Origin of the sequence: Domibacillus iocasae (genome assembly GCF_001750285.1) — a bacterium.
Taxonomy (GTDB): Bacteria; Bacillota; Bacilli; order Bacillales; family Domibacillaceae; genus Domibacillus; species Domibacillus iocasae.
The window spans coordinates 48,628-75,276 of record NZ_MAMP01000004.1 but is presented as its reverse complement, the minus strand read 5'-3'; the positions used below and the strand labels follow the sequence as shown (position 1 = coordinate 75,276).

Genomic DNA, 26,649 nt, shown 5'->3' with positions numbered 1-26,649 from the left:
AGAGCAGGACGCCGCCTGGCACGACAGGACAACTTGAATATTCAAGTTGTCTTTTTTTATGTTTTTTCCAAATCATTATGGAGATCTCGTTTATATGAAAATTATAATAAATGGAGCTTTATAATTTGAAGAAAGTAGTGGGAAAGTGTCCGAAAAGTGACACTTTCTTTTTTCTATGCAAAACTTCATAAATTCTTTTCGTTCGCGCTGATCCGTTAAGAGTATAATAATGAAAGTAGAAATAGGAATAATGGAGGGCGACATGAGTATCAAGTTAAAGTTAATTATCCTTGTAGCTGTCCTAATTGCAGCCATGATATCAACAGGGATTTTTTCAATTTATACATTTAATGACACGAATAAGCAGATGCTAGAAATACAGGAGGATGCAAAACTTCTTCAAATAGCAAAGCATCTTCAATATCGTCTTACAGGTATCTCAAATGATGAGCGGGCGTTTTTGATTAATGGTGATCCGCAGTTCACAGAAGGTATGGCAGAGAAAAAAGAGGGTATTGATGTTTATTTGCAAGAATCGTTAAAGCTGGCTGCACATACAGCAGAAACTGAAAAAATAAAAGAAATTCAATCTTATATAGAAGATTATTGGGCGGTTAGTGAACAAGTAGTTAATCTATATGGAACAGAGAGGAATAAAGCGCTGGCACTTCATTTTGAAGAAGAGCGAACAATTCGAAAAGAACAGCTGGATCCATCGGTAGACGAATTGATTGAAGCGATCGAAGCGGAAATGGCCATAGATAATCAGCATTTGACTGATCAGCGGGAGCGAAACACGCTTGTACTGGTTTTACTTGTATTTTTGACATTGCTTTTTGGCAGTATGTTTGCATGGTTTATTATTGCTTCCATCATGAAGCCGCTTCGCCTTTTTAATCGACAATTAAAAGAGATTTCTCAAGGCGGCGGAGATTTAACGCAAAAAATTGAGCTGAAAACAAATGATGAATTTGCGAAGCTAGCCCATTCGTTTAATTAGTTTACGGCAGCATTGCGCGACATGATTAAACGAATTAGTGATTCAGCGCAATTTCTTGCTTCGTCTTCGGCCCAAGTAAAGGCGAGTGCCAATCTATCTGTACAAACTATTGAAGACGTGACATTCTCGATCCAGCAAATTGCAGGTGGTGCGGAAAGCTCATCGGTTAAAATAAAAGACAATGCAGTAATTTTGGATCAAATTGAATCAGATGTTATCGGCATTTCCAGCCGTTCAGAAGAGCTGAAGTCATTATCTCTTCAAACATCAAAAGCGGCGGAAGAGGGTGGCTTGGCCGTTCGAAACAATGTACAGCAAATGCAATTTATATTTGATTCTGTTGCTGAATCTCACAACGTGATTCGTTCATTGTCCGATCGATCAAACGAAATCGGGAGCATTTTAACAATCATCAGCGGCATTGCGGATCAGACGAACTTGCTGGCGCTTAACGCCTCTATCGAAGCGGCACGTGCTGGGGAGCATGGCAAAGGATTTGCAGTTGTTGCAGAAGAAGTGCGTAAGCTGGCAGAACAGTCACTTCATTCATCGAAACAAATTGGCGAGCTGATTGATCGCGTGCAAAAAGATTCTGAGCAGTCAGTACGCATTATGGGCACTGTATCGCAAAATGCTTCAGTCGGCCTGCAGACATCGGCGGATACATCTGAAAAGTTCCGTGATATTATGGACCGAACCAATGAAATGGTCCCTAGAATAGAACAGATTTCGGCTGCGTTCCAGCTAATAAATGAGCGTGTCGCCACGTTTAAGCACACAGCAGACGTGATTGCCGAAGCGGCAGAAGAAAGTGCCAGAAACACAGATGAAGTATCAGCTGCAACAGAAGAGCAGTTTGCATCGATGGAAGAAATTTCAGCTGCAGTTAAAGCGATCGCACAAACGGCGGAGGAACTTGAGTCGATGGTTCATCAATTTAAAACATAAAAAAACCAACTGTCTGAAAAGACAGTTGGTTTTTTTATGAATTTACTTTTTATAATATTGATTTAAACAAAACATTCATTATGATAAATAAAAGGAGGGATTTCGTGATTGTCCTTAGTTTATTATTTGCGGTCAGCTTTGCGATTATTCACTTTTCGACAAAGTATATGGTCTTTATTAAACGAGCGCCCCGCAGCCGCTTTTTATCATTTGCGGGAGGTATTGCAGTTTCGTACGTATTTATTCATTTGCTGCCAGATTTGAATACTCATCAGCAAGTGTTGGAAAAAGCGGATAATGGCGTGCTTCAATTTGTTGAAAATCATGCCTATTTAATGGCACTTTTCGGACTAGCTTTTTTTTATGGACTGGAGAATATGGTGTCGCGTGAAACGAAGAAAAAACAATCACATGCAGGCTCGGGAATTTTTTGGATTCATATTGGCACCTTCTTTTTTTATAACATGCTTATTGGTTATTTGCTTATTCAAGAAGAGTTTGATCATATGATGGGAATGTTCTTTTACTTTTTGGCTCTTTCCGTTCATTTTGTAACAGTAGATCAAAGTATGAGGGAAACACATCAGTATGTTTATGACCAGTATGGACGCTGGGCGCTGACAGTTGCTGTACTGGTTGGCTGGCTTATTGGCGCTTTCACGAAGCTGGAAGAAGCGTTAATTTCCACAATGTTTGCGTTTTTGTCAGGGGCGCTTATGTTAAATGTACTGAAAGAGGAACTGCCTAAAGAAAGCGACAGCAGCTTTTCTTCGTTTGCAGTAGGTTTAATCATCTATTCTATTTTGCTTTTAATTGCATAAATAAGCTTCGGAGCTGACTGCCCGAAGCTTTTCTTATTAAACACTCATTTCTAATTAATGAAAAACATTTTAAAAAAGCATAAAAAGAAAGGGAGGGGGCAGGATAAAGAAAAAGAAAAGTGGAGTGAGCAACATGCCGAGCATTGTATCTGTTAGTACGTTTCGCCCTCCGAATATAGTAGAACAGAAACAAACAGCCGAATTTGCCCGTGAATTATTTAAAGATGATTTTCAGGACATCGAGCGGCTTTTATCTGTTTTTCAAAATGGGCAGATTCAAAAACGTCATTTTGCGATGCCGTTAAAATGGTTTGAGAAGGATCACAGTCTGCAGGAACGAAATGATTTATATATTAAGAAGGCTGTTGACTATGGAATTGAAGTTATTTCGCGGTGTCTGGATAATGATCGGTTTTTAACAAATTCACTTCCAGCTGATGAAGTTGAGGCTATTTTTTTTATTTCCAGTTCAGGTGTAGCGACCCCAAGCATTGAAGCAAGAATCATGAATCATCTGTCATTTTCGGATCATACAAAACGTATACCAATCTGGGGACTTGGCTGTGCTGGCGGGGCAGCGGGTATTAGCCGGGCTTATGAGTATTGTTTAGCTTTTCCTAAAGCAAAAGTGCTTGTTTTGTCGGTTGAGTTATGCAGTTTAACGTTCCAGCGAAATGACCGTTCTAAAAGTAATTTAATTGGCACATCGCTGTTTGCGGACGGGGCTGCATGTGTATTGATGGCTGGCGACCAGGCAGCAGTAAAGACGAAAAAACTTGTGCCGTCCGTTTTAAAAACAGAATCAAAACTACTTCCCGACTCCGAGGACGTTATGGGATGGGATTTAAAAGACAGTGGTCTTCATGTTGTTTTTTCCCGAGATATTCCGATGCTCATTCGTAACTGGCTCGGGCAGTTTGTGAATACTTTTTTAGAGAAGCAAAAGCTATCTATTGAAGAGATTGCATATTTTGTGGCGCATCCAGGCGGTAAAAAAGTGCTTGACGCCTATGAGCATACGCTGCAGCTTTCAAAGGAAAAAACATCGCATTCTCGTGCTGTTCTTTCCGAATTTGGCAATATGTCGTCCCCTACCATTTTATATGTACTTGAACGTTTCATGATGGATGAAATGAAGAAAGGGGATTACGGATTAATGGCCGCTTTAGGGCCAGGGTTTTCGGGAGAATTAGTTCTATTACAATGGGGAAAGGGAATATGAGAGAGTTGTTTTGGCTGTTTATCCTATTCGTTTGTGTACAGCGGATTTCAGAATTGATTATTGCCAAGCGAAATGAAAAGTGGATGCTTAGTCAAGGTGGCTATGAAGCAGGTGCGCGCCACTACCCGTTCATCGTGGCCCTTCATATTAGTTTTTTTATTAGCCTTATAGTCGAAGTGGAACTCCTTCGTAAGACAATTAGTCCAGACTGGCTCTTATGGCTGACTTTGTTTTTACTTACCCAGCTAAGCCGAGTGTGGACTCTTCGTTCACTTGGAACCTTTTGGAATACAAAAATCATTGTACTGCCGGGAGCAAAAATTGTTAAAAAAGGACCGTATCGATGGGTTCGTCATCCAAACTATATCATTGTCACGATGGAATTCATCATTATTCCTTTTCTGTTCCAAGCCTATTATACAGCGTTGATTTTCACGTTGCTTAATGCACTTATGCTCACTGTGCGCATTGCGGCGGAAGAACAAGCGTTAATGAACGCCACCGATTTCAAGAAAGGATATTAAGTTCATCTGGGAATTGGACACTGATACACAGGAGCGATCATCATTAGTCAGCTCCTCCTCCACCTCCGTCGCTGCCTCCGCTGTCACTTCCACCACCGCTATCTCCAAAGAAACCACCGCCTCCATCAGATGAATAGGAGGAACTACCAGGAGGTGTGCTCCATTTCCACGTATTTGCAATATAGTTGACGGGTTCTTGATTAGTCAGCATCAAATAAGCGAGTGGGGCTGTAGCGGCCATTGCTGGTTCTGCATGTGTTTCAGGTGCGGAGCGTTTGGGGCGCAGCAACAGAGAGTGCACCATCCACTTTTCTAAATCACCACTCGGAGTCGATTTACTTTTTTTGAATATGCGTGTATCCGCTTTTATGGCCGCTGCTTCACTAGAAAGCAAAAAGCGTGGTGTCAGAGTATACAGCAGCGCATTCAGTGAAATAAACAAGAGGAGCCAAAGTGCGGTATGAGTATCATACAACATGGCGACGGCGATAATAGATACAATGTAAAAAAGAATTGCAGGCCAGCGTTTTTTCGGCTTCCGCCAGATGACAAGCAAAAGCAAAAGGCCGATCACGCCGTAAATAATACTTGTTGAAGCACCAAGGGAATCTACGGTGTACGCATATAAAATAAATGAGTATCCGGTTAGCAGCATCAACTGTTTTAAAAAAGACGGAATGCCACTGCTGAAAAAGCCATCATTTTTTAATTCCTGGACAATGCAGTCTGTCCATTCTTGCTGTTGTTCTTGGTAATAACGAACTTTCTTGTGCAGATGGGCACCTTTTTTCGGTTTTATTTCGCGTTTTGTCACACCGGCAAGATCATGTATAATAAACGTCTTTCTATTTTTAAACAACATCTTTATCAATTTCTGGTCACATTCCATAGCTTTTCTCAGTTTAACGTTTAATGTAAATTGAAGCGTTTCGTCCGGCGCTTCCGGATCTTTTTGGAAGCGTTCTTTTGATTGAATGGTCTCCACCGTTGCCATTCCTCGTTCAATGAGTGAATAAAGACCGGCTAGAAAAGCATATTCATCAGAACGTCCATTGCGGTCAATCATATATAAATAAAGTGGATCGTGGTGCAACAAGGAAGAGGCATCGCCCGGACCGCCGCGAAAGCGCAGCAAAAAAACAGTGAGAATACCAAGGCATGCAGCGGTTGAAAGCACTTTTAAAATCGTTTCGAGCTGCTGCTTTTGTTCTTCTTTTTCGTAAAACGAATGGGCTAGTGCATTCTCTTCTTCCACCGCTTCTGTCAGCGCCATAGGAGCAGCCGGTTTTTCTTGTAGCGTCATAACGGAAGATGGAAACAAGACGCGTACCTCTGTTAAAGAATACAGCGGCGATTCTGGCGTTGTGAAGCGGACTACTTCAGCGCCTTTTTCCTCCACAACCCCGAACCGATCATGCATAAAAGCATAATATCGGGAAGGTTCGATAGATTCTGGAAAAACGACGTCGATTGTGACATTTTGGAGTGTTTTATCATGGTGTTCATCTGTTCCGAAAAAAGGAATCGTTAAATCGCTGTAAGTTTCATAAGAACGGACGGCATTAACAAGTTCATATGTATAAAAAACGGACTTTTCTTCGTCCTCTGAGAGGAGGTCGGCACTGTACGTGTTTTCGTCCCGGTTGACTGTCAGTGACTGCAAATCATCTTGATTAACGAAGCCGGGTTCCGCTGATTTGTTGGTAAGCTCATAAGCTTCAAAGTTCTTTACGCCTTCATGTCCAGCTGTATGGATGGATCGAATCGTATAGTCGTATTTTCCTTTAAATGTATAATGGGAAATTTCATTTACTAGCACATTGCCATTTGTCTGGATCCAAGCGCGGATCTGCACTTCATCAATGTTGTACGACCTGGCCATAGCCGGTGTGGCAAACGTAAAAAGAAAAAGAATAAAAAATAGCAATTGTTTTTTCATTATTGCAACCTCCTTTATTATCCATACGAATAATAAAAAAGAAAAGATTCGAAAAGAAGGGAAATAATACAAAGACCCGCCGTTTATCGAATTGTGGCGAGTCTTTCATATACTTGAGAAAGTGTCGTAACACCCATTTTTTGAAGTTTTTCAACATATACAGCCCAAAGAGCCGCAGTAAGACGTGCATCACCAAGTGCATGATGGCGGCCGGTAACAGGAATCTGGTTATGTTCGCAGCAATCTTCGAGGCGGACGTAAGGATTGTCCGGATCAGCAATCCGATACATAAAAGATGTATCAATTAGGCGGTGTAAAAAAGGCGAACGGAAATATTTGCGGCTTGCGTACGTCATAAACGCTTTTTCATGACTGGCATGATGGGCGACGAGCGGGGAAGCACCGCTGAACTTAAAAAACTGTTCAATTGCTTCAGCAGGTTCCGGTGCATTAACCAATTCTGATTCATCAAGGCCGGTCAGTTCTTTGACGAGAGGCGGGATTTCTTCGATAAAGCGAACGAGTGAATAATATTCATCTTCTACGAGGCGGCCCGTTACCTTCACGGCGCCAATTGACAAAATTTGATCGCCTTTATCCGGATGAAATCCTGTTGTTTCCAAGTCGAACACAATTACCTGTAATTCATTGAGCGGAATCGATGTTGTTTGTTTCGTTTTTAAGTCCCGCTGAAGACTGCGCATAAACGCCATATCGTGGCGGCCGCCTTGCAGCCCTGTAAAACGGTTCCCGCTTAAATTTTTCATAAAATCGTTAAAGCCCATTGTGCATCATCCCTTTGCTGTAAGTCGCTGCACGTAATGATGAAGGGACTCCGCAGTTTTTAAAATATGGCGCAGCTCCCGCTTGCGTACCGGTCCGAGTGAATCAATATTCACAAAATGGGAACTGTCATAATCCGGTGCATTTTTTAATGCGCGGAGCCTGAACTCTAGCAGCGTCCGGAAAGCTTCTTCATACTCATCGATGCGGCCGTCATAAGCAGGAATCTTTTTTAATGCTTTCATACGCATTAACGTGGAGGACGGTTCGATTCCTTCCTTCATTGCAAGTACCCGAATGGCATTGACATATGGCAGGAACGCAGATTGTTTTAAATTTAACGACCCCGCATGCTGTCCGTTTTGTTCAGTGAAAATCTGTCCGAATAAGCCGACTGACTTTTTCATGAATTGAATGTTTTCGAAAAAACGTTTAAGCTTGTGCGAATCTTGTTGTAGTGCAGTGGTTATTTGCTTTTTCAAAGCGGAAACCGGTGCTTTTTTTCCGTGCAGTACCCGGGCGTCGCAAATCATATGAAGTGAGCGGATCGTATCTAGTGTTTCTGCATCAATCCATGAAGTAATTTGTTCTTTCCAACCTGCTGATGAGCGGCACCACACAGGATTAGAACTCATGACTTTTCCTTCGCAATAAGGATAGCCGACCTCATTCAAGCCATCTGAAAATGTTTGGCCCAATGTGAGAAAATAACCCGCAGCTTCTTCGGTGTCCAATTCGAATACGATGCCGTGATCCTGATCGCTGATTGTACCCTGTTCAAAACGTCCGGCGCTGCCGAGCAAAAACAAGGAGTATGGGCAGGGAGGAGAACCGTGCTGATTTTCATGGTTTTGCAGGGCGGTTGTGAACACCTGCTTCATAATATCGTCATGAAAAGCATTCAAACGCTGTGTTGAATGGAGATGCTGACTGATCGTTTCATCTTTTTCATGGCGGATGTCCGCGTATGTTTGCTCCCGCGTCGTCATCGTTTTTCACATCCTTTTTAAATTAATAATACGCAAAGCGAAAGCGCTTTGCGTATTATTAATATTATTTTCCTGCTGCTTTCGATTGATTATCAGCGAATACTTCCGGATAACCGTAAGTACCGTGTTCGCTGATGTCGAGACCCATGATTTCTTCTTCTTCAGAAACACGCAGTCCGCCAAGAAGCTTTTTGATGATGAAAAGAATCACGAATGATGCAACGAAAGCGAATGCGCCTGAAACGAATACGCCCATTGCCTGAACGCCAAGCTGTGCAAAACCGCCGCCATAGAAAAGGCCAGGCTGTCCGACTGTTGCAAGTTCAGGTGTTGCGAAGAAACCAGTTGACAACGTACCCCAAATTCCAGGAATACCGTGAACGGAAAGAGCGAAGATTGGATCATCAATACCGAGTTTCTCCATTAGTTTCGCACCGTAGAAAACAAGAACGCCGGCGATTAAACCAATCACAACGGCTGCCCATGTATCAACGAATGCACAAGATGCTGTGATTGCAACAAGACCGGCAAGTGCGCCGTTTAAAATCGTTGGAATGTCTGATTTACCGAGAACAACCCATGAAATAATCAAGGCCGCAACAGCACCTGCACCAGCAGCAAGCTGTGTATTTAAGGCAACGAAGCCGAAGAATCCAGCATCAACCGATACTGTACTGCCTGCGTTAAAGCCGAACCAGCCAACCCATAAAATCAATACACCGAGTGACGTGAACACTTGGTTATGACCATGAATCGCATTAGCGGAACCGTCTTTATTGAAGCGGCCAATCCGTGGTTTAAGCAAAATCGTAGCAGCGAGAGCAGCCATTGCACCTGTTAAATGAACAACGGTTGAGCCGGCAAAATCCTGCTTTCCGTGTTCTGCAAGCCAGCCGCCGCCCCAAATCCAGTGCGCGACAACCGGATAAACAAGTGCTGAGAAAAGAATAGTGAACAAAACGTAAACAGATAACTTTGCACGTTCCGCGAAACCACCAAGGGCGATTGTGATCGCGATCCCTGCGAATGCCAGCTGGAATACGAAGAATACAGTGGATGAAAGGCCTAATTCTAAATCAGCACCAGAATAGAAGAAGTCCGTCATTCCAACGAAAAAGTTTGCGTTACCCCCGAAAATAAAAGCGAATCCGACGGCCCAGAAAACGAGGGAAGCGAGTCCGAATGTGAAAGCAGTTTTTCCGGCAATATGACCGGCGTTTTTCATGCGAGTTGATCCAGCCTCCAGCATAATGAATCCGGCAATCATGAAAATAACTAAAATAGCAGCAACCATGACCCAGAGGCTGTTCATCAAGTACAACATATCTTCCATGTTAAAACCCTCCCGAAAGTTATTTTTAATAACTTTTTAATGTTATGTTTTATAACATGTAATTATCTTATGCGGAAAAAGAAGATTCGTCAATAGTTTTTAGGGGTTTTTTTAATTTATGTAAATAAAAGTGACACGGATAAAGCCGAACAATTATTTTGAAAAGGTGATTGATGTACGGTTTATAAGGGTTGTTGGAGTCCTTCAACCTGTGACATTAGTCTGGTCATGTTTTGTTGGAAAGTTCATAAAATGAAAGAAGGAAGACTAAATCTATGACAAAAAAAGGATGAATGCATCTCAAACATGATACACTGGGAAAAAAGAGGAGGGCAGGAAGATGAGCTGGTTTGGCGGAAGCTATGAGGAATATGATTTCAGCATGTTTTCAGAAAGCCACCTCAGTGTGTTAGCAGTAATTTGTGCATCTCTCATTGGCATATATGTTTATCGTCGTCAATTAACCCAATGTATCAATCGAAAAACAGAAATCAGTATTGCTTTCTTCTTATTATTGATAGAAGTGTTCTATCATATTTGGATGGTGACAACCGACAGCTGGAAGCTCCGGCACGCGATTCCATTGGAGTTATGCAGCATTAGTTTATTTTTAACTGTGGGCCTATTACTGACGCAAAAGAAGGTCATTTATGAAGTTTTGTTGTTTACCGGCTTGCTCGGCGCGTCCCAGGCGCTCTTCACGCCCTATTTGAATTATGATTTTCCGCATTTTCGTTTTTTTCATTTTTTCGCCGTTCATGCATTCTTAGTAATTGTGCCGCTTTATTTTACGTGGATAAAGGGCTGCAGGCCAACCATATATTCTGTTTTGAAAACGATGCTGTTTTTAAATCTATTAATTCCTGTCGTCATAAGTGTGAATAATTGGACAGGCGGCAACTACTTATATTTAAGCCATAAGCCGGATAGTGCCAGCCTGCTTGATCTGCTCGGTCCGTATCCTTGGTATATTTTGTCGCTTGAAATACTGGCACTCGTACTCAGTTTGCTGATTTGGCTATTGTTCCGTGAGAAAGAGACCGAACAGCTGTTAGAAAAGCCATTTCAACATAGAGCATGAAAAAAAGCGGATTACAACAAATCCGCTTTTTTCCTTCATTGAGATCTTTGCTTCATTAAAAAGAAAAAGACACCGATTAATATAAGAATGCCGCCGGTGATCTGCCAGCCGGACAACCGTTCACCAAGCAGAAGAACCGCGAGCAGCGTGGCGCCAACCGGTTCCCCAAGGATGCTCATAGAAATTGTCGTCGCATTCACATAATTCATCAGCCAATTATTGATGACATGCGCAATCGTTGGAATGATCGCGAGCAATAGGAAAATACCCCATTCATATCTGCTGTAGCCGGTCATCATAGTACTTGTCCCCATGTTGTATAAGAATAAAAAACCTCCAGCAAATGAAAAAACACAAAAGCTGTAAATCCAGTGTGATACTTTCCGGACTGTTTGCTGGCCAATCAGCAAGTAACCAACAACAGCAATGACACTAAAAAAAGAAAGCAAGTCACCTAAAATGGCTTCCTCGCTCAAGGCAAAGTCTCCCCAGCCAATCATAACCGCACCGATAATCGCGATTCCCATTGTGGCCAAGGCGGCTGGATTCGTCCGTTCTTTGAACAATAAAAAACCGCCTGCGAGCGAAATGAGTGGCTGAAGCGCCAGGATAATGGTCGAGCTGGCTACAGTCGTCAATTTCAGTGAACCGAACCAAAGAACAAAATGAAGGGCAAGAAATAATCCTGAAAAAAGCAGGAAAAACCAATCTCGTTTTTTAATATGGCTAAACTCAGCTCTTTTCCACCATATAATAGGCGATAGGAGAATGCTGGAAAGTATCATTCGATACATGCTTAAAATTGAAGCCGGTGCTTCCGACCATTTTACAAAAATCGCTGAGAAGGAAATGGCGACGATTGCAATGAACAGCGGCAGTCCAATGGAACGTTTCTCCATTACCGTTCGAACAGCTCAATCCATTCGCCGTCCGGTCCATAAAAAAAGACATATTTGGCGCCGCTCGGAAGTGTTGTCACGGCTTCATCCACAAACGAAACGTTATATTTTTTCACCCGCGCAATTTCTTCTTCGATATTATCCACAGTAAACGCGATATGATGTACTTTTCCTTCTGCCGGCAAGGCCGGATTGTATCCTTCAATTAATTCAATCAATGTTTCATTTGTTTGCTGAAAACCGAGAAAAGCAATTTTTAAGCTTGGATCGGGGTGTCCTTGTTTTTCAAGTAATTCAAGTCCGATTACCTTCGTATAAAAATCAATTGTAATATCTAAATTTTTCACTTGAATGCCAACATGCTCAAATTTTGAAATAGCCATTATGTATGTCTCCTTTTTCTTTATTATCGCCCTGTATTGACAAATTCGCCAGTAAAAATAATGATAAAAGAAAAAGGCGGAAAAGAAAGAAGGATTTTTTTGTTACTCTACATATTGGTTGGACTGGCCGGGATGATCGGCGCATTATTGCGGTACACGCTCTCCGTTACAACAGCCTTTTGGTGGGAAGGGAATTTTCCGCTGGCTACTCTTTTGACGAACTACATCGGCTGCTTTTTATTGCCGTTCCTGACGCTTCAATTACCTGATCGCATGACTGTATCGATGCAAAAAGCGATCACAACAGGCTTGATTGGTTCGTTTACAACTTTTTCTGCATTCAGTGTCGACACAATAGTTCTTTTGGAAACAGGTGAAGCGATGGCGGCGTTTGGTTATGTTCTTTTAAGCATTGCCGGCGGGCTGTTTTTCATTCATCTCGGTTATAAAAGGGGGCGGGCATTATGATGTTCGTTGCAATAGGCGGTTTTTTTGGTGCGATCGCCCGTTTTTGGGTAAGCAATCAGTTGAATAAAAAAACATTTCCATTTCCATTTGGGACCCTTCTAGTGAATGTACTTGGAGCTTTTTTACTTGGGCTGCTTATTGGAAGCGGTGCAGGTGAAGATAGCCGTCTTTTATTCGGTACTGGCTTTCTTGGTGCATTCACGACATTTTCAACGTGGCTTTTTGAGGTAAAGGAAATGGATATGAAAAAGGCGTTTTTTTATATAGCAATTACAATGGCTGCAGGGTTTTTTGGCTCATGGATCGTCATGTAAGTCGTCTGAAAGGAAATGAAAGCATGGGCTGTGCTATACTTTCAGCATGAATAATTTACAAGGAAGGGAAGCGGGAAAATGCAATTTGTTACGTTAAATAATGGACTCCAAATGCCACAGCTTGGCTATGGCGTCTGGCAGGTTGAAGACGAAAAAGCAAGACCGGCTGTGCTAAAAGCAATTGAAACAGGCTACCGCTCCATTGACACGGCAGCTGTTTACGGCAACGAACGTGGTGTCGGGCAAGCGATTAAAGAAAGCGGCGTGCCGCGTGAAGAGCTGTTCATTACGACAAAAGTGTGGAATGCGGACCAAGGGTATGATGCAACACTAAAAGCATTTGATGAAAGTATTGAAAAGCTTGGTCTTGATTACATTGACTTGTATTTGATTCACTGGCCGGTGCCGGCAGAAGATATGTATGTGGACACGTACAAAGCACTTGAAAAATTATACGCGGATGGGCGCGTGAAAGCGATCGGTGTATGTAATTTTGACATTGACCACTTGCAGCGTTTACTGGATGAGTGCGAGGTGAAGCCGGTTCTGAACCAGGTGGAATGTCATCCGCATCTTGTTCAAAAAGAATTAAAAGCGTTCTGTAAAGAAAATGATATTTATGTGGAAGCGTGGAGCCCGCTTATGCAGGGCGGAGTTGTGCTTGAAAACGATATCGTTAAAGCCATTGCGGACAAGCATGGCAAAACACCGGCGCAGGTGATTTTACGCTGGCATTTGCAAAATGATTCTATTGTAATCCCGAAATCAGTTACACCGTCCCGCATTGAAGAAAACTTTAATGTGTTTGATTTTGAATTAACGCAGGAAGACATGGACCAAATAACGTCGCTTGATAAAGGCGAACGCACAGGTCCGGTTCCAGCTGAATTTAACCGTAAATGATTGCGAACTGCCGGGGCTTTGCCATCCGGCAGTTTTTAATTTTTTTGAAGTGAAATGCTTACGTTCAGACGCTTCCTCGTTCTACAAGCTGAAAAGGTACTTCTTTATGTGAGGTTTCAGAGGAAATTACTTGCTCAAAAGCGATCTCGCCCAGCTGCTGCAATGGCAGTTCGACCGTAGTCATGTTCAGTGCACCAGAAATGGAATGATTGTCAAACCCAACTACCGACACGTCTCCTGGTACGGAAAAGCCAAGCCGGCGGCATTCCAGCAGAAAACCTGCTGCAACGAAATCATTAGTGATGACCATGGCATCTGGCTGGTCAGTGAGTGACGCCCATTCTCCTGCAATTCGTGTTCCATCTTCAATCGTCAGCGCCTGGTCAAAAACCCAGTGGCTGCGCAATTCGCCAAACAGTTCTTCATACGCTTTTTTCCGGGAGATGCTGCTTTTCCCTTCCATTCTTAAAACGGTATACCCAATATTTTTCTTTTCTTTCTCTTTTAAAAAAGATAATGCGGATTTAAAAGCTTCATATTGATTTACAAAAACAGAGGACAAAAAATCTCGAGATAGCGCCTCGCACAAGACGATCCGTCCATATTCACTGTAATCTTCCACAAGTTCAATCGGGCATTCACGTGATGTAATAATTAATCCGTCCACTTGTTTTAGCTTTAGCATATCCATTGCTTCTATTTCTTGAGCTGTATGATAATTTGTCTGGACAATCATTAATTTATATCCGCTTTTTTCAGCCGCCGCTGCAATTCCGCCTAAAATCGTCCCGAAATAAGGATGACTGACAAATGGCAGGATAACACCGATTGTTTCCGTTTTGCCTCGGGCTAAATGAACAGCATTAATATTTTTTTCATATCGAAGCTGGTCAGCCGCGTTTAAAACAGCTGCCCTTTTTTCATCGCTCACGTATGGATGACCATTGAGTACCCGTGAAACCGTCGTGGCAGAAACACCGGCCAGCCGGGCAATGTCATGAATATTTCCCATTACCATCCCTCTTTTTTTAAAAAATGCTTGCGCTGAAATGCGTTTCATACTTTACATTGTAAAAAATGAATGGAGGGGTGGCAACTATGTCCGGTATTTTATCAATTCTCTTTTTATGTGCAGTGGAAATTTTGTTAGCCAATGCGGCGGTGAATGAGCGGGAAAAGCATTCATACTGGGAATAAATAACATCGTTTGCTTAGAATGAGCATGGGGAATAAAAAAAATAATCAGAAAAAACCGGCTGAATAAAGCCGGTTTTTTCTTGCAAAATAAAAAGGCAGTCGATATAATTAGTAATTATAAAATTATTAATTAGAAAGAGGGGATAAAGTGAATCAATATGACTCCTCGAAATATCGAACACCCGACGGATACACTGCGGATATCGCTGTTTTTACGATTCTTTCCGAAAAAAAAGAAGAAAAAGCGCCGCCGAATATGAAACTGCATATGATGCTCATTCAGCGCGCAGCGAAAGACAGAGAAGGAAATCCAAATGTCGAAGCAGAAAAATGGGCGATCCCCGGCGGCTTTATCCAGCCGGATGAAGCTGGGATCGAAGCAGCAGCCCGCGAATTAGCTGAAGAAACCGGTGTTAAAGGACTTCACATTCGCCATTTCGGAACGTATGATACACCAGGACGCGACCCAAGAGGATGGATTATTTCCAACGCATTTTATGCGATTGTACCGGAATCCTCGCTTTTACATCGAGCAGCTTCGGATGACGCAGCGGATGTGCGGCTGTTCGCAATCGATGACGTATTAAACTTGAATCTTGCGTTTGATCATCAGCAAATTGTGAATGACGCACTTGCCATTATTCAGGCGGACATGCTTCGGACAACGATAGCGAAAAACTTTTTGCCGGCCGAATTTACACTGTCAGAATTGCAGCGGGTGCTGCTGACGGTCACAGATGATGCAAAAATAGCTTCCGATCCGGTTTTTTTCGCCCGCGCGCCGAAGCTGCCTTTTTTAGAGCTGGCACTTGATGAATCCGGGCAGTCGAAAAAAACGACGCGCCATTCCTACCGGCCATCCCGCTTGTACACGTTTAACGACATTGAAATAATTGAATCTATTTACGGATAAGAAAGGTGGATGTTTGATGAAAGCATTGCTGAATATTGATTACACATATGATTTTGTCGCAGACGATGGAAAATTGACGTGCGGAAAGCCAGGGCAGGCGCTTGAAAATGAAATTGTGCGGCTGACAGAGCAGTTTATTGAAAATAATGAGTATGTTGTGTTTGCGGTTGATGTTCACGATGAAAATGATCCGTATCACCCGGAGACGAAGCTTTTTCCACCCCATAATATTCGCGGCACTAAAGGGCGTGATTTGTATGGAAAACTTCAAGCTGTATATGATGAAAATAAAAATCGGGATAACGTCTATTATATGGATAAAACACGCTATTCTGCATTTGCCGGCACAGACCTTGATATGAAGCTTCGGGCACGGGGCATTACAGAAGTGCATCTCGTCGGCGTCTGCACCGATATTTGCATTTTGCATACAGCGGTTGATGCTTATAACAAAGGATACGAGATCGTTTTTTACGAAAAAGGAACTGCTTCATTTAATCAAGCCGGCCACGAATGGGCGCTCGGTCATTTCACCAATACACTGGGCGCGAAAAAAGGGGATGATCAGTAATGAATTACCAAGATGACGGCTTCATGCTGCATACGGATTTATACCAGATAAACATGGTGGAGACGTACTGGCGGGATGGCATTCATAACCGGACTGCGGTATTTGATCTTTATTTCCGGCACCTGCCGTTTGGAAACGGATATGGTGTTTTTGCGGGGTTAGAACGCGTTATCGCCTTGGTTGAACAGTTTGGGTTCACAGACAGCGACATCGCTTACTTACGAGAAATCGGATATAAAGAGGATTATTTGGCATTTTTAAAAGACATGACATTCACTGGGACGATCCGCTCTATGCAGGAAGGGGAAACAGTATTTGGCAATGAACCACTTATGCGCATCGAAGCACCGCTTGCCCAAGCGCAGCTTCTGGAAACGCTTCTGTTAAATGTCATCAATTATCAAACGCTGATTGCCACAAAAGCATCCCGTATGATGCAGGTTATCGGAAGTGGTACAGCGCTTGAATTCGGTACAAGAAGGGCACAGGAAACAGAAGCGGCGATTTGGGGAGCACGGGCTGCTTATTTGACCGGATTTGCCGGCACAAGCAATGTTCGGGCTGGAAAGTTATTTGGCATCCCGGTATCCGGCACGCATGCCCATGCAATGGTGCAGGCGTACCAGGATGAATATACAGCATTTACAAAATACGCTGAGACGCACAAGGATTGTGTATTTCTTGTGGATACATATGACACACTTCGTTCCGGTGTACCGAATGCGATTCGCGTCGCTAAAGAATTTGGAGATAAAATTAATTTTATCGGCATTCGTCTCGATAGCGGCGACCTTGCCTACTTGTCTAAAAAAGCTCGGGGGATGCTCGATGAAGCAGGATTCCCTGATGCCCAGATCATTGCATCCAATGATCTCGATGAAGAAACAATTATGAGCTTGAACGCACAAGGCGCAAAAATCACTGTCTGGGGAATTGGAACAAAGCTCATCACAGCATTTGACCAGCCGGCACTTGGTGCGGTGTTTAAACTTGTTGCCATTGAAAATGAACAGGGCGATATGGTAGATACGATTAAAATTTCCGGCAATCCGGAGAAAGTGACAACGCCCGGGAAAAAGAAAGTGTACCGTATTATTAACAACGCAAACGGAAAAGCGGAAGGGGATTATATCGCCCTCCAAGAAGAAAATCCACAACAGCAGGAAAAGCTGAAAATGTTTCATCCTGTTCATACATATATCAGTAAATTTGTGACGGACTTTACAGCGATTGATCTGCACAAGGATATTTTTGTGGATGGCAAATTGGTTTATACACAGCCGCCGCTTGCCAGCATCCGTAAGCATGTGGAAACAGGGCTGTCCGTATTATGGGACGAATACAAGCGGCCGATTAACCCGGAGCAATATCCTGTTGATTTAAGCCCAGCCTGCTGGGAGCATAAAATGAAAAAAATTGAAGAAATGATGCCGCCGTCCGCGCGGTGACAGCTAAAGCCTGCCTGAGAAGAATTTCAATCCTTCTCAGGCAGGCTTTATTTATGGAAGAAGGATGTTGTTAGGCAGCTTATTTTAAAGTTTGATATCCATGATTCGGATTAAAAAGATGTTTTGAATTGCTTGAGGGGTAATTGTTAACTCAGTTAACAAAAAGTTTCAAGTAATTTTTTTCGTGTCACCATGAGGATGAAAAACGAGCAGGGGATGGATGTTCAAAACGTAAACGGCTGAGCGATGGAAAGACTTGTCTGTTTAAAGTTTGCTGTAAGCTTCTTCATCGCAAACAATAAAAAGCCGGGCATTTTTCGGAATCGGATCATCGAGTTTCTTCATAATAGAGAAATCATGATGGTTGGCGACGAGAAGAATGCCTTTTTCATCGAGCACCCGTTTCGCGTCCCGGTACGTCTGCCAGCCGGAATTATTCTCAATATGATAAAGATCGTATCCGTCGTGGCACGTCAGCTGTCGGATAATTTCACTTGATCCGTTAAAAAAAATCGAGCGGGCAGCTAAATGAGCGGCTGTATCATTCGGTGTAATAAATTCCTCTACATTTGCGTATGAAAATGCGTTTAAATGGGTGGAATCGGCCACTTCGCAAATTGTGTACACGTTTCGGCCATATTTTTGAGCAGCGGCTTCGATGCCGGATGCGATCAAAAGTGTCAGCCCATCAGCTGTTGACGGGGTCAACGCATGATCCGGAGAAAAAATCATGATCGATTTCGCTTTTAAAAAGTTCGCTTGTGTTAACGTTAGCTCGGAGGCCGGCGCCCCTTTCACAAAATCAACCCGTTCATGGAGAAAAGGGATTTTCTCAACTGTTTCATCAATAATAACGGCGTGTACATCGGGGAATGTTTCGAGCAATTCCGTCAGTGCAATGCGCGCACGGCTTGTCCAATTAATCAAAATAATGTGCTGATCGTGTGTAATCGTCAACCGTCCTTCCTCCTTCATTCTTTTCCGTATACTCAATGTATCAATAATTTTGCCAATTAGTACGGTCATCAGCCCGATGCCAAAAATGTATAGCAGCATCGCAAACAGCTTCCCTAGTACTGTAGTTGGTGAGACGTCCCCATAACCAACCGTGACAACTGTGGTCATCGTCCACCACAACCCTTCAAAAGGGGACACAAACGTTTCCGGTTCGACGTAGTACATGAAAAAACTGCTGAATAAAATGAGCGAAAACGTTGCGAAAAAGAAGGTCCAGTTGCTCATATGGATCGCTTTGAAAAATAATCTGCGAAAAAAAATCATCGAGGGGCACCTCCTGCTTCTGCCGTTTTAACGAAAATATATTTCGAGAAACTCTTCCTGTTATTATACAAGAATGAAATAAAAAGGAAACCTGTCTGCAAATGCAGTCAGAAATGAAAGGTTACGACGATCCTTGTAAATCCTGCTTTTGTGCAAGTTCATGGTAGACAGAATGGGAATGAAATAAATCCATATGTGTACCGATGCCGGTTACTTTGCCTTGTTCAAGAACAACAATTTGATCGGCATGAACGACTGTCGAAAGTCGATGAGCAATGACCAGTGTTGTCCGTCCTTTCATTAAGCTGTTTAATGCTTCCTGTACAAGTGTTTCAGAGGTGCTGTCAAGGCTTGATGTCGCCTCATCAAGAAGTAAAATATCCGGATCGCGTAAAATGGCACGGGCAATAGCAATACGCTGTCGCTGACCGCCGGAAAGCTTCATGCCGCGCTCACCAACTTTTGTGTCAAATTGTTGAGGCAGCTGCTCAATAAACGAAAATGCATTAGCTTGAAGGGCTGCTCTCTTTAGTTCATCATCGCTTACTTTGCGATTTGTCCCGTACGTCATATTATCACGGATGGAACCAGACATGACCGGGCTTTCCTGAGCAACATAGCCGATCCGCTGCCGCCAATCATACAAGTTAAATTGTGTAATCGATTCGTCTCCAAGCAAAACCGTTCCTTCAGTCGGCGTGTAAAACCGCTCCAGTAAAGAAAACAGTGTAGTTTTGCCGCTCCCGCTCGGTCCGACGATAGCTGTTGTGGTGCCTTCCGGGATAGCGAAAGAAATATTTTTTAAAATTGGCTTGTCTATTTCGTATTGAAACGATACTTGATTAAATTGAAGGGAACGCCGAATGGATGAAAGAGGAGATCCATCCGATTTTTCTTTTTCTGTTTGCAAAATGCCCTGAATCCGCTCTGTGGCACCGGCGGCTTTTTGAAACGCGGTAAAAAAAGACGCCATTTGGCTAAACGGGATAACGATTTGGAACATATAAATGATGATTGATGTAAGTGCCCCCGCTGACAGGGCGCCGGATGCGACACGGACACCGCCATAGCCGATTAAAATGACGAGAACCCCCATCATAATAAGTGACATAAAAGGAGAAATCACGGCTTGAACGCGCGCTTCCTTTAATCCGTATGAGAGCAGCCGCCGGATACCGGAACGTCCGTTTTCGTATTCAGCTTCGCCGGCCGTGTATGATTTGACAAGCCGGATATCGGTCAGCACTCGGCTTAGTGTCCCTGTAAAAGACGCCATTTCATTTTGAGTTTCTTTAGAAATTCCATACATTTTTCGGCCGAGCGGCATAAGGATAAGCATAGCGGTCGGCACAGATAACAGCATCACAACGGTCATTCTCCAATCGATATACAACAAGATGATGACAGAACCGGTAATAGAAATAATACCTGTCACAAATGTGACGAGATGATCAGTAATCAACATTTTTACCGTATTCGTATCTTGTGTCACCCGGCTCATCGTGTCGCCGGATTCTGTTTGATCATAATAGGAAACGGGTAAATGGAGAACGTGCTTCCACAGCTTTTCACGCAGCGATGCGGTCATTTGCTCTCCTGCTGACCGCATAAAATAAAACGAAAAACCGCCGGCGATGACTTGAATTAAAAAAGCGGCCGCAAGAAAAAGCAACATGGGGCGGCTGATCGAGTCGATGGCGAGCTGATCGACAAGATTTCCGGTGAAAAGAGGAACAAACAAACTTGCGATCGTCTCAAATAAACTGAGTGTCAACGCGACAGCAAGCAATTTTTTTGGCGGATCAAGTTCCTTCAGTAAGCGAAGAAATTGTGCTGGTTTAATCGGTGGATCCATTTCAACAGCTCCCAATGAATAGATATAGGTAACTATTTCGCTAAAACTCCCCATAAATCCTTTAAAATCATACGGTGGATTGATTTGCTTTTTTCTGAAAAGTAGGTATTTTTGACATAAGAGCAAACGAATCAGGAGGGTGATGAGAATGCTGTTTCAAAAAGGAAAGCTGAAGGTACGTCTGCTTGAGGAAAAAGATCAGCAGCTGCTTGTTAAATGGCTGTCAGATCCTGTCGTGCTGGAATTTTATGAAGGACGGGACAACGCGTTTGATCTGGAAAAAGTAAAAAAAGAATTTTACGCGGAAGAAGAAGGGATGGTGCGGGGAATTATTGAGTTTGATGGAAATGAGATCGGTTACATTCAATATTATCCATTAAGCGCAGAAGACCGTGAACTATACGGCTATGGAACAAGTGACATTATTTACGGCACAGATCAGCTGATCGGGGAAGTCTACTATTGGAATAAAGGGATTGGGAAAGTGCTCGTGAAATCAGTCGTTGAACATTTGGTGAAAACAAAACAGGCAAAAAAAGTAGTCATGGACCCGCAGGAATGGAATATCCGGGCGATTCGCTGCTACGAAAAGTGCGGCTTTGAAAAAGTAAAGCTATTGCCTGAACATGAGTGGCATGAAGGGAAATATCATAATTGCTGGCTTCTGGAATACAAAAATTAAAAAGCTCAACCGTCTGAAAAGGACGGTTGAGCTTTTTACTTAATTGGCTATTTTTGATTTTGTTACTTTTAAGTCAGCTGGAGGGTTAAATTCTTTCTCCATTTTAGAAACAACAACCGTTGCTACACCGTTTCCGATCAAGTTCGTAATAGCGCGGGCTTCTGACATAAAGCGGTCTACCCCAAGAAGAAGGGCAATTCCTTCAACAGGAATCATTGGGAATGCAGCCAGCGTTGCTGCAAGTGTGATAAATCCGGAACCAGTAACACCTGCTGCTCCTTTAGATGTCAGCATAAGTACCCCTAACAGCGTAAGTTCCTGCCAGATTGTTAAGTCTATTCCATAAGCCTGGGCAATGAAGATAGCTGCCATTGATAGATAGATAGACGTTCCATCAAGGTTAAATGAATAGCCAGTTGGCACAACAAGACCAACAACAGGTTTTGAACATCCATAGTCTTCAAGCTTTTTCATCAATTTTGGAAGTGCTGATTCTGAAGAAGATGTTCCTAAAACAAGTAGAATTTCTTCTTTAATAAACGCGATGAATTTGAAAATGTTGAATCCATAAAGCTTGGCAATACCGCCAAGAATCACGATAACAAAAAGAGCACATGTAATGTAAACGCCAAGCATTAACTGGCCAAGCGATACAAGCGAGCCAAGACCAAACTTTCCGATTGTGTACGCCATTGCACCGAATGCTGCAACAGGAGACACTTTCATGATCATGTTTACGATACCGAAGAAAATATCAGCTAATCGCTCAAACAAGTCAACAACTGGTTTTCCACGCTCTCCGAGAGAAGCAAGAGCAAGTCCGAAGAAAATGGCAAAGAATAAAATAGGAAGCAAGTCGCCGCCTGCAAGTGCCGCCATTGCGTTGTCCGGCACAACACCGAGAATAAATTCCATAAATCCGTGGCTTGATTCTTCAGCGCCTTTCGTATACTCTGAAACATCGCCGCCTTCAACGGAGCCTGTATTAAAGCCTGCCCCCGGCTGAAGAATATTTACGACTAAAATCCCAATAGCAAGTGCGAATGTTGTGACAATTTCAAAATAAAGAAGCGCTTTGCCGCCAATTCGTCCAACTTTTTTCAAATCACCCATGCTGCCGATTCCAATCACGACAGTAAGGAAAATAATTGGAGCAATGACCATTTTAATCATTTTGATGAAGATATCAGCCAGTACTTTTAGCTGCTCCCCAAAAGCCGGAAAGGCAAGGCCGACTGCAATACCTAAAAGAATCCCTATGATGACACGAACGGTTAAATTATTTAATGCCTTGCGCATCTTAAAACCTCCTTGTTTATTGATTGATAGCGGTTTCAGAACCTTGATTGAAATATTAACAGACTATTTGTAAAATAAATATTTTTGGTGATAATGGTTTTTTTGGTCTTTTTGGTCAAAAAAAAGAACGCTTCTTTAGCGTTCCTCGTCGGATGGAAATTGAATTTGTTTTATTAATTCATTTCCAACTTCATTTTCTACTTTTTGATAAAGTGGCTGAAATGTTTGCAGCCATTTTTGTTTTTGTTGTTCTGTTAAGTAGTGGATCTGAATAGGAGAATTTTTTTGGATTTCCTGAAGCTGCTGTGCATTCATGTGAACAGACTCTTTCATATTCCATTTTGTTGTTTCAATCATCGCCTGTTGAATTTTTTTCTGAATGTCATCGGGCAGGTTCTCCCAGAATTCCTGATTTACCATAACGGCATACCCGAGATATCCATGATTACTGATCGTCAAATGCTGCTGCACTTTATACAATCTATTGGAATAAATATTGGAAAGAGTGTTTTCCTGCCCATCAATTTTTTTCGTTTCAAGTACTTGATACACTTCATTAAAAGACATCACGATCGTATTTGCTTTTAAGAGGCGGAACTGCTCGGCAATAATGGGTCCGGGCATAACACGAAACGTTTGTCCTTGAAAGTCGTCCGGCTCAAGCAAAGCGGTTTTATTGCTGGTCATTTGCTTAAAACCGTTGCTCCAAAAGCCTAATCCTGTTACTTTTGGGTCAGTAATCATAGAAAGAAGCTGCTCACTTGTTTCACCTGTAAAAACGGCTTTCGCCTGAGTTTCACGTTCGAAAATAAACGGGAGATCAAGTACCTTCCATTCCGGCACGGTATCAATAAGCTTCGAGAATGATGGCGCTATCATTTGGATATCGCCATTTTGAAGCGCTTCGTACTCATCATCATCTGAATAAAGAACCCCATTTTGATAAATTTCCACTTTCACTTGGCCTTTTGTTTTTTCGCTGACCAGTTCAGCAAATTTTTGGGCAGCAAGTCCTTTTGGCGTGTTTTCCGCGACAACATGAGAGAATCGGATGGTAATATGTGATTTGAGCTCTTCCTGTTCGTCATCATATGAAAGAGATTGAGATCCATTATATTGATAAAAATAATAGCCGGTAAGCAGCGCGAGGGTCAAAAGACAGAAGCTGATATATTTTGTCATATGCGTCACCTGTTTAAAAGTCTTTCTTTTTATCATATCATTTTTCGGACGGAGTGCTTGTTTACATTTACGTGGTAAAATGATAGAAAGGGTTGATTATTTTTTAGAATGGCGGCGTTATGAATGGTGCGTGTCCCGATCCAATGGAAAATAACTGGACTTATTATTTTTATTTTAATGTTTTCATTTTTGGTGCTTGGCATTGTATTGACTGGAAACTATTTGGAGACAACAGAAATTGAGCTGAGGGAACGGGCCATTTTAACAGCTCGTACGGTTGCTGAACTGCCCGGTGTGTCTGATCAATTATCGTCTTCGGACAATGTGGCCGAAGAAACTGCAGCAGCTGTAGAAGAGCTCAGGGGCATCAATAAAGCGGATTATATTGTTATTCTTAACATGGATCGTGTCAGGTTAACGCATCCTCTTAGTAGCCAGGTCGGCAAAGTATCAGATGGAGACGATGAGGGACCGGCATTTGCAGAGCATGCGTATACAGCAAAAGGTGTGGGAGAAAAAGGTACGCTGATCCGTGCATTCATACCGATTATGGACGAGACACACAATCAGGCGGGGGTTGTGATTGCTGGCTACAGGCTGCCTCAGGTTATGGAAACACTGCTGTCTTTAAAAAGAGAGATTTTTATTACAACAGGAATTGCTCTTTTAATTTCATGCTGGGGGGCTTATATGCTGGCGCGGAATATTAAACGGCAAATGTTTGCACTTGAACCGCATGAAATCGCGCAGCTTGTTGTGGAACGAACGGAAGCCTTTAATGCGATGCACGAAGGAATTATCGCCATCGATAAGTTTGAGCGAATCACGATTTTTAATCATAAAGCAAAAGAGATGCTGGCTATTAAAGGAGATGTGATTGGAAAGCACATAAGAGATGTGCTTCCTGATACTTATTTGCCGGAAATTTTAACATTGGACCGTCCGGTTTTAAACAAAGAGCTCACTATTCAAAACAGGGCCATCCTCTCAACACGTGTCCCGATTCGTGTTGAAGGTTCAACGGTAGGAGCGATTGCCATTTTCCAGGACAGGACGCAAGTAAAGCGGCTTGCGGAAGAGCTGACAGGTGTAAAAGCTTTTGTTAGCGCACTCCGTGTGCAAAATCATGAACATATGAATAAACTTCATACGATCGCGGGTTTGATTCAGCTTGGCAATCGTGAAAAAGCGCTTGAATATGTTTTTCAAGTATCAGAGGAGCAGGAAGAACTAACACGCTTTTTGACGAAAAGTATACAGGATGACAGTGTGTCCGGACTGCTGCTGAGTAAAGTAAGCCGTGGGAAAGAATTGGGTGTTGACGTAACAATCGACCGGCACAGCTATTTGCGGGCATTTCCTCCCTATATGGATCATCATGATTTTGTGCTCGTGATTGGAAATTTAATAGAAAATGCATTTGATTCATTTAAACAGCCAGGAGAAGACAATCAAATTTATGTCAGTATTCAGCAAACAGGCGACCTATTGTCTATTTTAGTAGAAGACAATGGAGAGGGAATAAAAGAAGAAGATCAGCCATTTGTTTTTCAGCATGGATATTCCACAAAAGCGGATACGGGAAGAGGGATAGGGCTGTATCTCATCAAAGAAATTGTTGAAAAGGGAAACGGGGATATTCAAATGGAGTCAATTGCTGGTGAAGGGACGACGTTTCAGCTTGTATTTCCGATGAATCTTGAAAAAGAATAGAGGTGGATGATAGGTTGATTAAAGTGCTGCTTATTGAAGATGATCTAATGGTTCAGGAAGTAAATAAGGAATTTATTAATAGAGTGGATGGTTTTGAAGTCATTGGGATTGCCGGAAATGGAATTGAAGGGATGGAACAGATCCGTCGGATGTCCCCAGACCTTGTTATTATCGATTTATATATGCCTATGATGGATGGACTTGAAACGTTGCATCTTCTGCGAAAAGAAAGCCATCCAGTAGATGTCATTGTTATAACAGCTGCAAGCGATCTGCATACAGTGCGCCAAGTTATCCAGCAAGGGGCATTTGATTATATTATGAAACCTTTTAAATTTGCACGAATAAAGCAGGCGCTTGAAAATTATCGGGCTTTCCAGAATCGTTTGCGTGATGATGGAAAGATAAGTCAAAGCGAATTGGATGAACTGCTTTTCCAAAAAGAACAGGATGAGGATCTAAAGAGTTTGCCGAAAGGATTAAATACGGTGACGCTGCAAAAAATCATCTCTTATTTGAATCAAATAGATACATCTGTTTCGGCGGAAGAAGTAGCGGAAGGGGTCGGCGCCGCAAGAGTTACGGTACGAAGATATTTAGATTATTTAGAGAAAAGCGGAAAAGTACAAATCGATATTCAATATGGCGGTATCGGGCGGCCTATGAACAGATACAGATTATCTTAGCGATTAAACAAAAAAGCAAGGTACTCTCCAATTGCTCGTGTAAACGTATGAAGAAGAATAAATATGAATAGGGCGCCAATTATAATAATAATTAAACGCAAGTACCGGGATTACGGTTTTTTCATTATCTGAAGAACTTTAAGGCCGGGCGGCGCAACGATCTCTCAAGGATAAATGCAGATCCGGCAGAGACCGGCTTAAAACAAAAAAGTGAA

26 protein-coding genes are annotated in these 26,649 nt (G+C 42.5%); 15 read left to right on the top strand and 11 right to left on the bottom strand.

The genetic code is table 11. The features are described 5' to 3' along the window. Positions 1–262: 262 nt before the first annotated feature. The 5 genes from BA724_RS02845 to BA724_RS02825 all read left to right on the top strand — a co-directional run bounded on the left by BA724_RS02845 (position 263) and on the right by BA724_RS02825 (position 4,515). A complete protein-coding gene (locus BA724_RS02845) occupies positions 263–1,000 on the top strand; it encodes a HAMP domain-containing protein (protein WP_069937178.1) in 738 nt (245 codons plus the stop codon). 21 nt (positions 1,001–1,021) lie between these two features. Beyond that, positions 1,022–1,948, top strand: coding sequence for a methyl-accepting chemotaxis protein (locus BA724_RS02840; protein WP_069937177.1), 927 nt, complete (start codon positions 1,022–1,024; stop codon positions 1,946–1,948). Positions 1,949–2,052: 104 nt separating this feature from the next. Next, the gene (locus BA724_RS02835) at positions 2,053–2,769 is read left to right on the top strand and encodes a hypothetical protein (RefSeq protein WP_211272207.1); all 717 of its coding nucleotides are present in this window, start codon (positions 2,053–2,055) and stop codon (positions 2,767–2,769) included. A gap of 133 nt (positions 2,770–2,902) precedes the next feature. Next, the gene (locus BA724_RS02830; protein WP_069937175.1) at positions 2,903–3,991 is read left to right on the top strand and encodes a type III polyketide synthase; all 1,089 of its coding nucleotides are present in this window, start codon (positions 2,903–2,905) and stop codon (positions 3,989–3,991) included. Further along, positions 3,988–4,515 carry an isoprenylcysteine carboxyl methyltransferase family protein gene (locus BA724_RS02825; RefSeq protein ID WP_069937174.1) on the top strand — a complete coding sequence of 176 codons (528 nt, stop codon included), beginning with the start codon at positions 3,988–3,990 and terminating at the stop codon, positions 4,513–4,515. Before BA724_RS02830 ends, BA724_RS02825 begins: the two co-directional genes overlap by 4 nt. 43 nt (positions 4,516–4,558) lie before the next feature. Here the strand turns inward: BA724_RS02825 and BA724_RS02820 are convergent, their stop codons facing one another. From BA724_RS02820 to BA724_RS02805, 4 genes are all read right to left on the bottom strand, one after another. Then, positions 4,559–6,454, bottom strand: a complete 1,896-nt coding sequence (locus BA724_RS02820) for a DUF2207 domain-containing protein (protein ID WP_069937173.1) — start codon at positions 6,452–6,454, stop codon at positions 4,559–4,561. Between the two features lie 83 nt (positions 6,455–6,537). Next, positions 6,538–7,239 (bottom strand): exonuclease domain-containing protein, encoded by a 702-nt coding sequence (locus BA724_RS02815; protein ID WP_069937172.1) that lies wholly within the window; start codon positions 7,237–7,239, stop codon positions 6,538–6,540. Between the two features lie 6 nt (positions 7,240–7,245). Next, complete coding sequence (locus BA724_RS02810) at positions 7,246–8,226, bottom strand: DUF294 nucleotidyltransferase-like domain-containing protein (RefSeq protein WP_069937171.1); 981 nt, start codon at positions 8,224–8,226, stop codon at positions 7,246–7,248. Between the two features lie 64 nt (positions 8,227–8,290). Further along, on the bottom strand, positions 8,291–9,559 hold the full coding sequence (locus BA724_RS02805) for an ammonium transporter (RefSeq protein ID WP_069937170.1): 1,269 nt from the start codon (positions 9,557–9,559) through the stop codon (positions 8,291–8,293). A 340-nt stretch (positions 9,560–9,899) separates the two neighbouring features. Between BA724_RS02805 and BA724_RS02800 the strand changes: the two genes are divergently transcribed. Then, positions 9,900–10,640 carry a YwaF family protein gene (locus BA724_RS02800; protein WP_069937169.1) on the top strand — a complete coding sequence of 247 codons (741 nt, stop codon included), beginning with the start codon at positions 9,900–9,902 and terminating at the stop codon, positions 10,638–10,640. A 35-nt stretch (positions 10,641–10,675) separates the two neighbouring features. On the opposite strand, the gene BA724_RS02795 is transcribed toward BA724_RS02800, so the two are convergent. Together BA724_RS02795 and BA724_RS02790 are read right to left on the bottom strand one after the other, a co-directional pair. Beyond that, the gene (locus tag BA724_RS02795; RefSeq protein ID WP_069937168.1) at positions 10,676–11,539 is read right to left on the bottom strand and encodes a DMT family transporter; all 864 of its coding nucleotides are present in this window, start codon (positions 11,537–11,539) and stop codon (positions 10,676–10,678) included. Continuing rightward, positions 11,539–11,922: a VOC family protein gene (locus tag BA724_RS02790; RefSeq protein ID WP_069937167.1), complete on the bottom strand. Its 384-nt coding sequence runs from the start codon at positions 11,920–11,922 to the stop codon at positions 11,539–11,541. Before BA724_RS02790 ends, BA724_RS02795 begins: the two co-directional genes overlap by 1 nt. Before the next feature lie 99 nt (positions 11,923–12,021). On the opposite strand from BA724_RS02790, the gene BA724_RS02785 reads away from it, so the two are divergent. The 3 genes from BA724_RS02785 (at position 12,022) to BA724_RS02775 (ending at position 13,607) form a co-directional block, all read left to right on the top strand. After that, positions 12,022–12,390, top strand: coding sequence for a fluoride efflux transporter FluC (locus tag BA724_RS02785; protein ID WP_069937166.1), 369 nt, complete (start codon positions 12,022–12,024; stop codon positions 12,388–12,390). Beyond that, positions 12,387–12,704: a fluoride efflux transporter CrcB gene (gene crcB, locus BA724_RS02780; RefSeq protein ID WP_069937165.1), complete on the top strand. Its 318-nt coding sequence runs from the start codon at positions 12,387–12,389 to the stop codon at positions 12,702–12,704. The genes BA724_RS02785 and crcB overlap by 4 nt, the downstream gene beginning before the upstream one ends. Positions 12,705–12,782: 78 nt before the next feature. Further along, the gene (locus tag BA724_RS02775; RefSeq protein WP_069937164.1) at positions 12,783–13,607 is read left to right on the top strand and encodes an aldo/keto reductase; all 825 of its coding nucleotides are present in this window, start codon (positions 12,783–12,785) and stop codon (positions 13,605–13,607) included. Positions 13,608–13,671: 64 nt separating this feature from the next. Here the strand turns inward: BA724_RS02775 and BA724_RS02770 are convergent, their stop codons facing one another. After that, positions 13,672–14,619 (bottom strand): LacI family DNA-binding transcriptional regulator, encoded by a 948-nt coding sequence (locus BA724_RS02770; RefSeq protein WP_069937163.1) that lies wholly within the window; start codon positions 14,617–14,619, stop codon positions 13,672–13,674. 333 nt (positions 14,620–14,952) lie between these two features. On the opposite strand from BA724_RS02770, the gene BA724_RS02765 reads away from it, so the two are divergent. From BA724_RS02765 to BA724_RS02755, 3 genes are read left to right on the top strand one after another with little or no spacing between them, the layout of a single operon-like run. Then, on the top strand, positions 14,953–15,717 hold the full coding sequence (locus tag BA724_RS02765; RefSeq protein ID WP_069937162.1) for an NUDIX domain-containing protein: 765 nt from the start codon (positions 14,953–14,955) through the stop codon (positions 15,715–15,717). 13 nt (positions 15,718–15,730) lie between these two features. Then, complete coding sequence (locus BA724_RS02760; protein WP_069937161.1) at positions 15,731–16,288, top strand: cysteine hydrolase family protein; 558 nt, start codon at positions 15,731–15,733, stop codon at positions 16,286–16,288. Next, positions 16,288–17,736 carry a nicotinate phosphoribosyltransferase gene (locus BA724_RS02755; RefSeq protein ID WP_069937160.1) on the top strand — a complete coding sequence of 483 codons (1,449 nt, stop codon included), beginning with the start codon at positions 16,288–16,290 and terminating at the stop codon, positions 17,734–17,736. Before BA724_RS02760 ends, BA724_RS02755 begins: the two co-directional genes overlap by 1 nt. A 264-nt stretch (positions 17,737–18,000) precedes the next feature. Here the strand turns inward: BA724_RS02755 and BA724_RS02750 are convergent, their stop codons facing one another. Beyond that, on the bottom strand, positions 18,001–19,017 hold the full coding sequence (locus tag BA724_RS02750) for a potassium channel family protein (protein WP_069937159.1): 1,017 nt from the start codon (positions 19,015–19,017) through the stop codon (positions 18,001–18,003). A gap of 121 nt (positions 19,018–19,138) precedes the next feature. Further along, on the bottom strand, positions 19,139–20,872 hold the full coding sequence (locus BA724_RS02745; protein ID WP_069937158.1) for an ABC transporter ATP-binding protein: 1,734 nt from the start codon (positions 20,870–20,872) through the stop codon (positions 19,139–19,141). 148 nt (positions 20,873–21,020) lie between these two features. Between BA724_RS02745 and BA724_RS02740 the strand changes: the two genes are divergently transcribed. Next, positions 21,021–21,554 (top strand): GNAT family N-acetyltransferase, encoded by a 534-nt coding sequence (locus BA724_RS02740; protein WP_069937157.1) that lies wholly within the window; start codon positions 21,021–21,023, stop codon positions 21,552–21,554. Between the two features lie 39 nt (positions 21,555–21,593). Here BA724_RS02740 and BA724_RS02735 read toward each other — a convergent pair whose 3' ends face one another. Together BA724_RS02735 and BA724_RS02730 are read right to left on the bottom strand one after the other, a co-directional pair. After that, positions 21,594–22,853 (bottom strand): dicarboxylate/amino acid:cation symporter, encoded by a 1,260-nt coding sequence (locus tag BA724_RS02735; RefSeq protein ID WP_069937156.1) that lies wholly within the window; start codon positions 22,851–22,853, stop codon positions 21,594–21,596. Positions 22,854–22,988: 135 nt separating this feature from the next. Then, positions 22,989–24,035 (bottom strand): DctP family TRAP transporter solute-binding subunit, encoded by a 1,047-nt coding sequence (locus BA724_RS02730; RefSeq protein ID WP_069937155.1) that lies wholly within the window; start codon positions 24,033–24,035, stop codon positions 22,989–22,991. A 123-nt stretch (positions 24,036–24,158) separates the two neighbouring features. Between BA724_RS02730 and BA724_RS02725 the strand changes: the two genes are divergently transcribed. Together BA724_RS02725 and BA724_RS02720 are read left to right on the top strand one after the other, a co-directional pair. After that, the gene (locus BA724_RS02725; protein WP_069937154.1) at positions 24,159–25,748 is read left to right on the top strand and encodes an ATP-binding protein; all 1,590 of its coding nucleotides are present in this window, start codon (positions 24,159–24,161) and stop codon (positions 25,746–25,748) included. A 14-nt stretch (positions 25,749–25,762) separates the two neighbouring features. Next, positions 25,763–26,434, top strand: coding sequence for a response regulator (locus BA724_RS02720; RefSeq protein ID WP_069937153.1), 672 nt, complete (start codon positions 25,763–25,765; stop codon positions 26,432–26,434). Positions 26,435–26,649 lie beyond the last annotated feature (215 nt).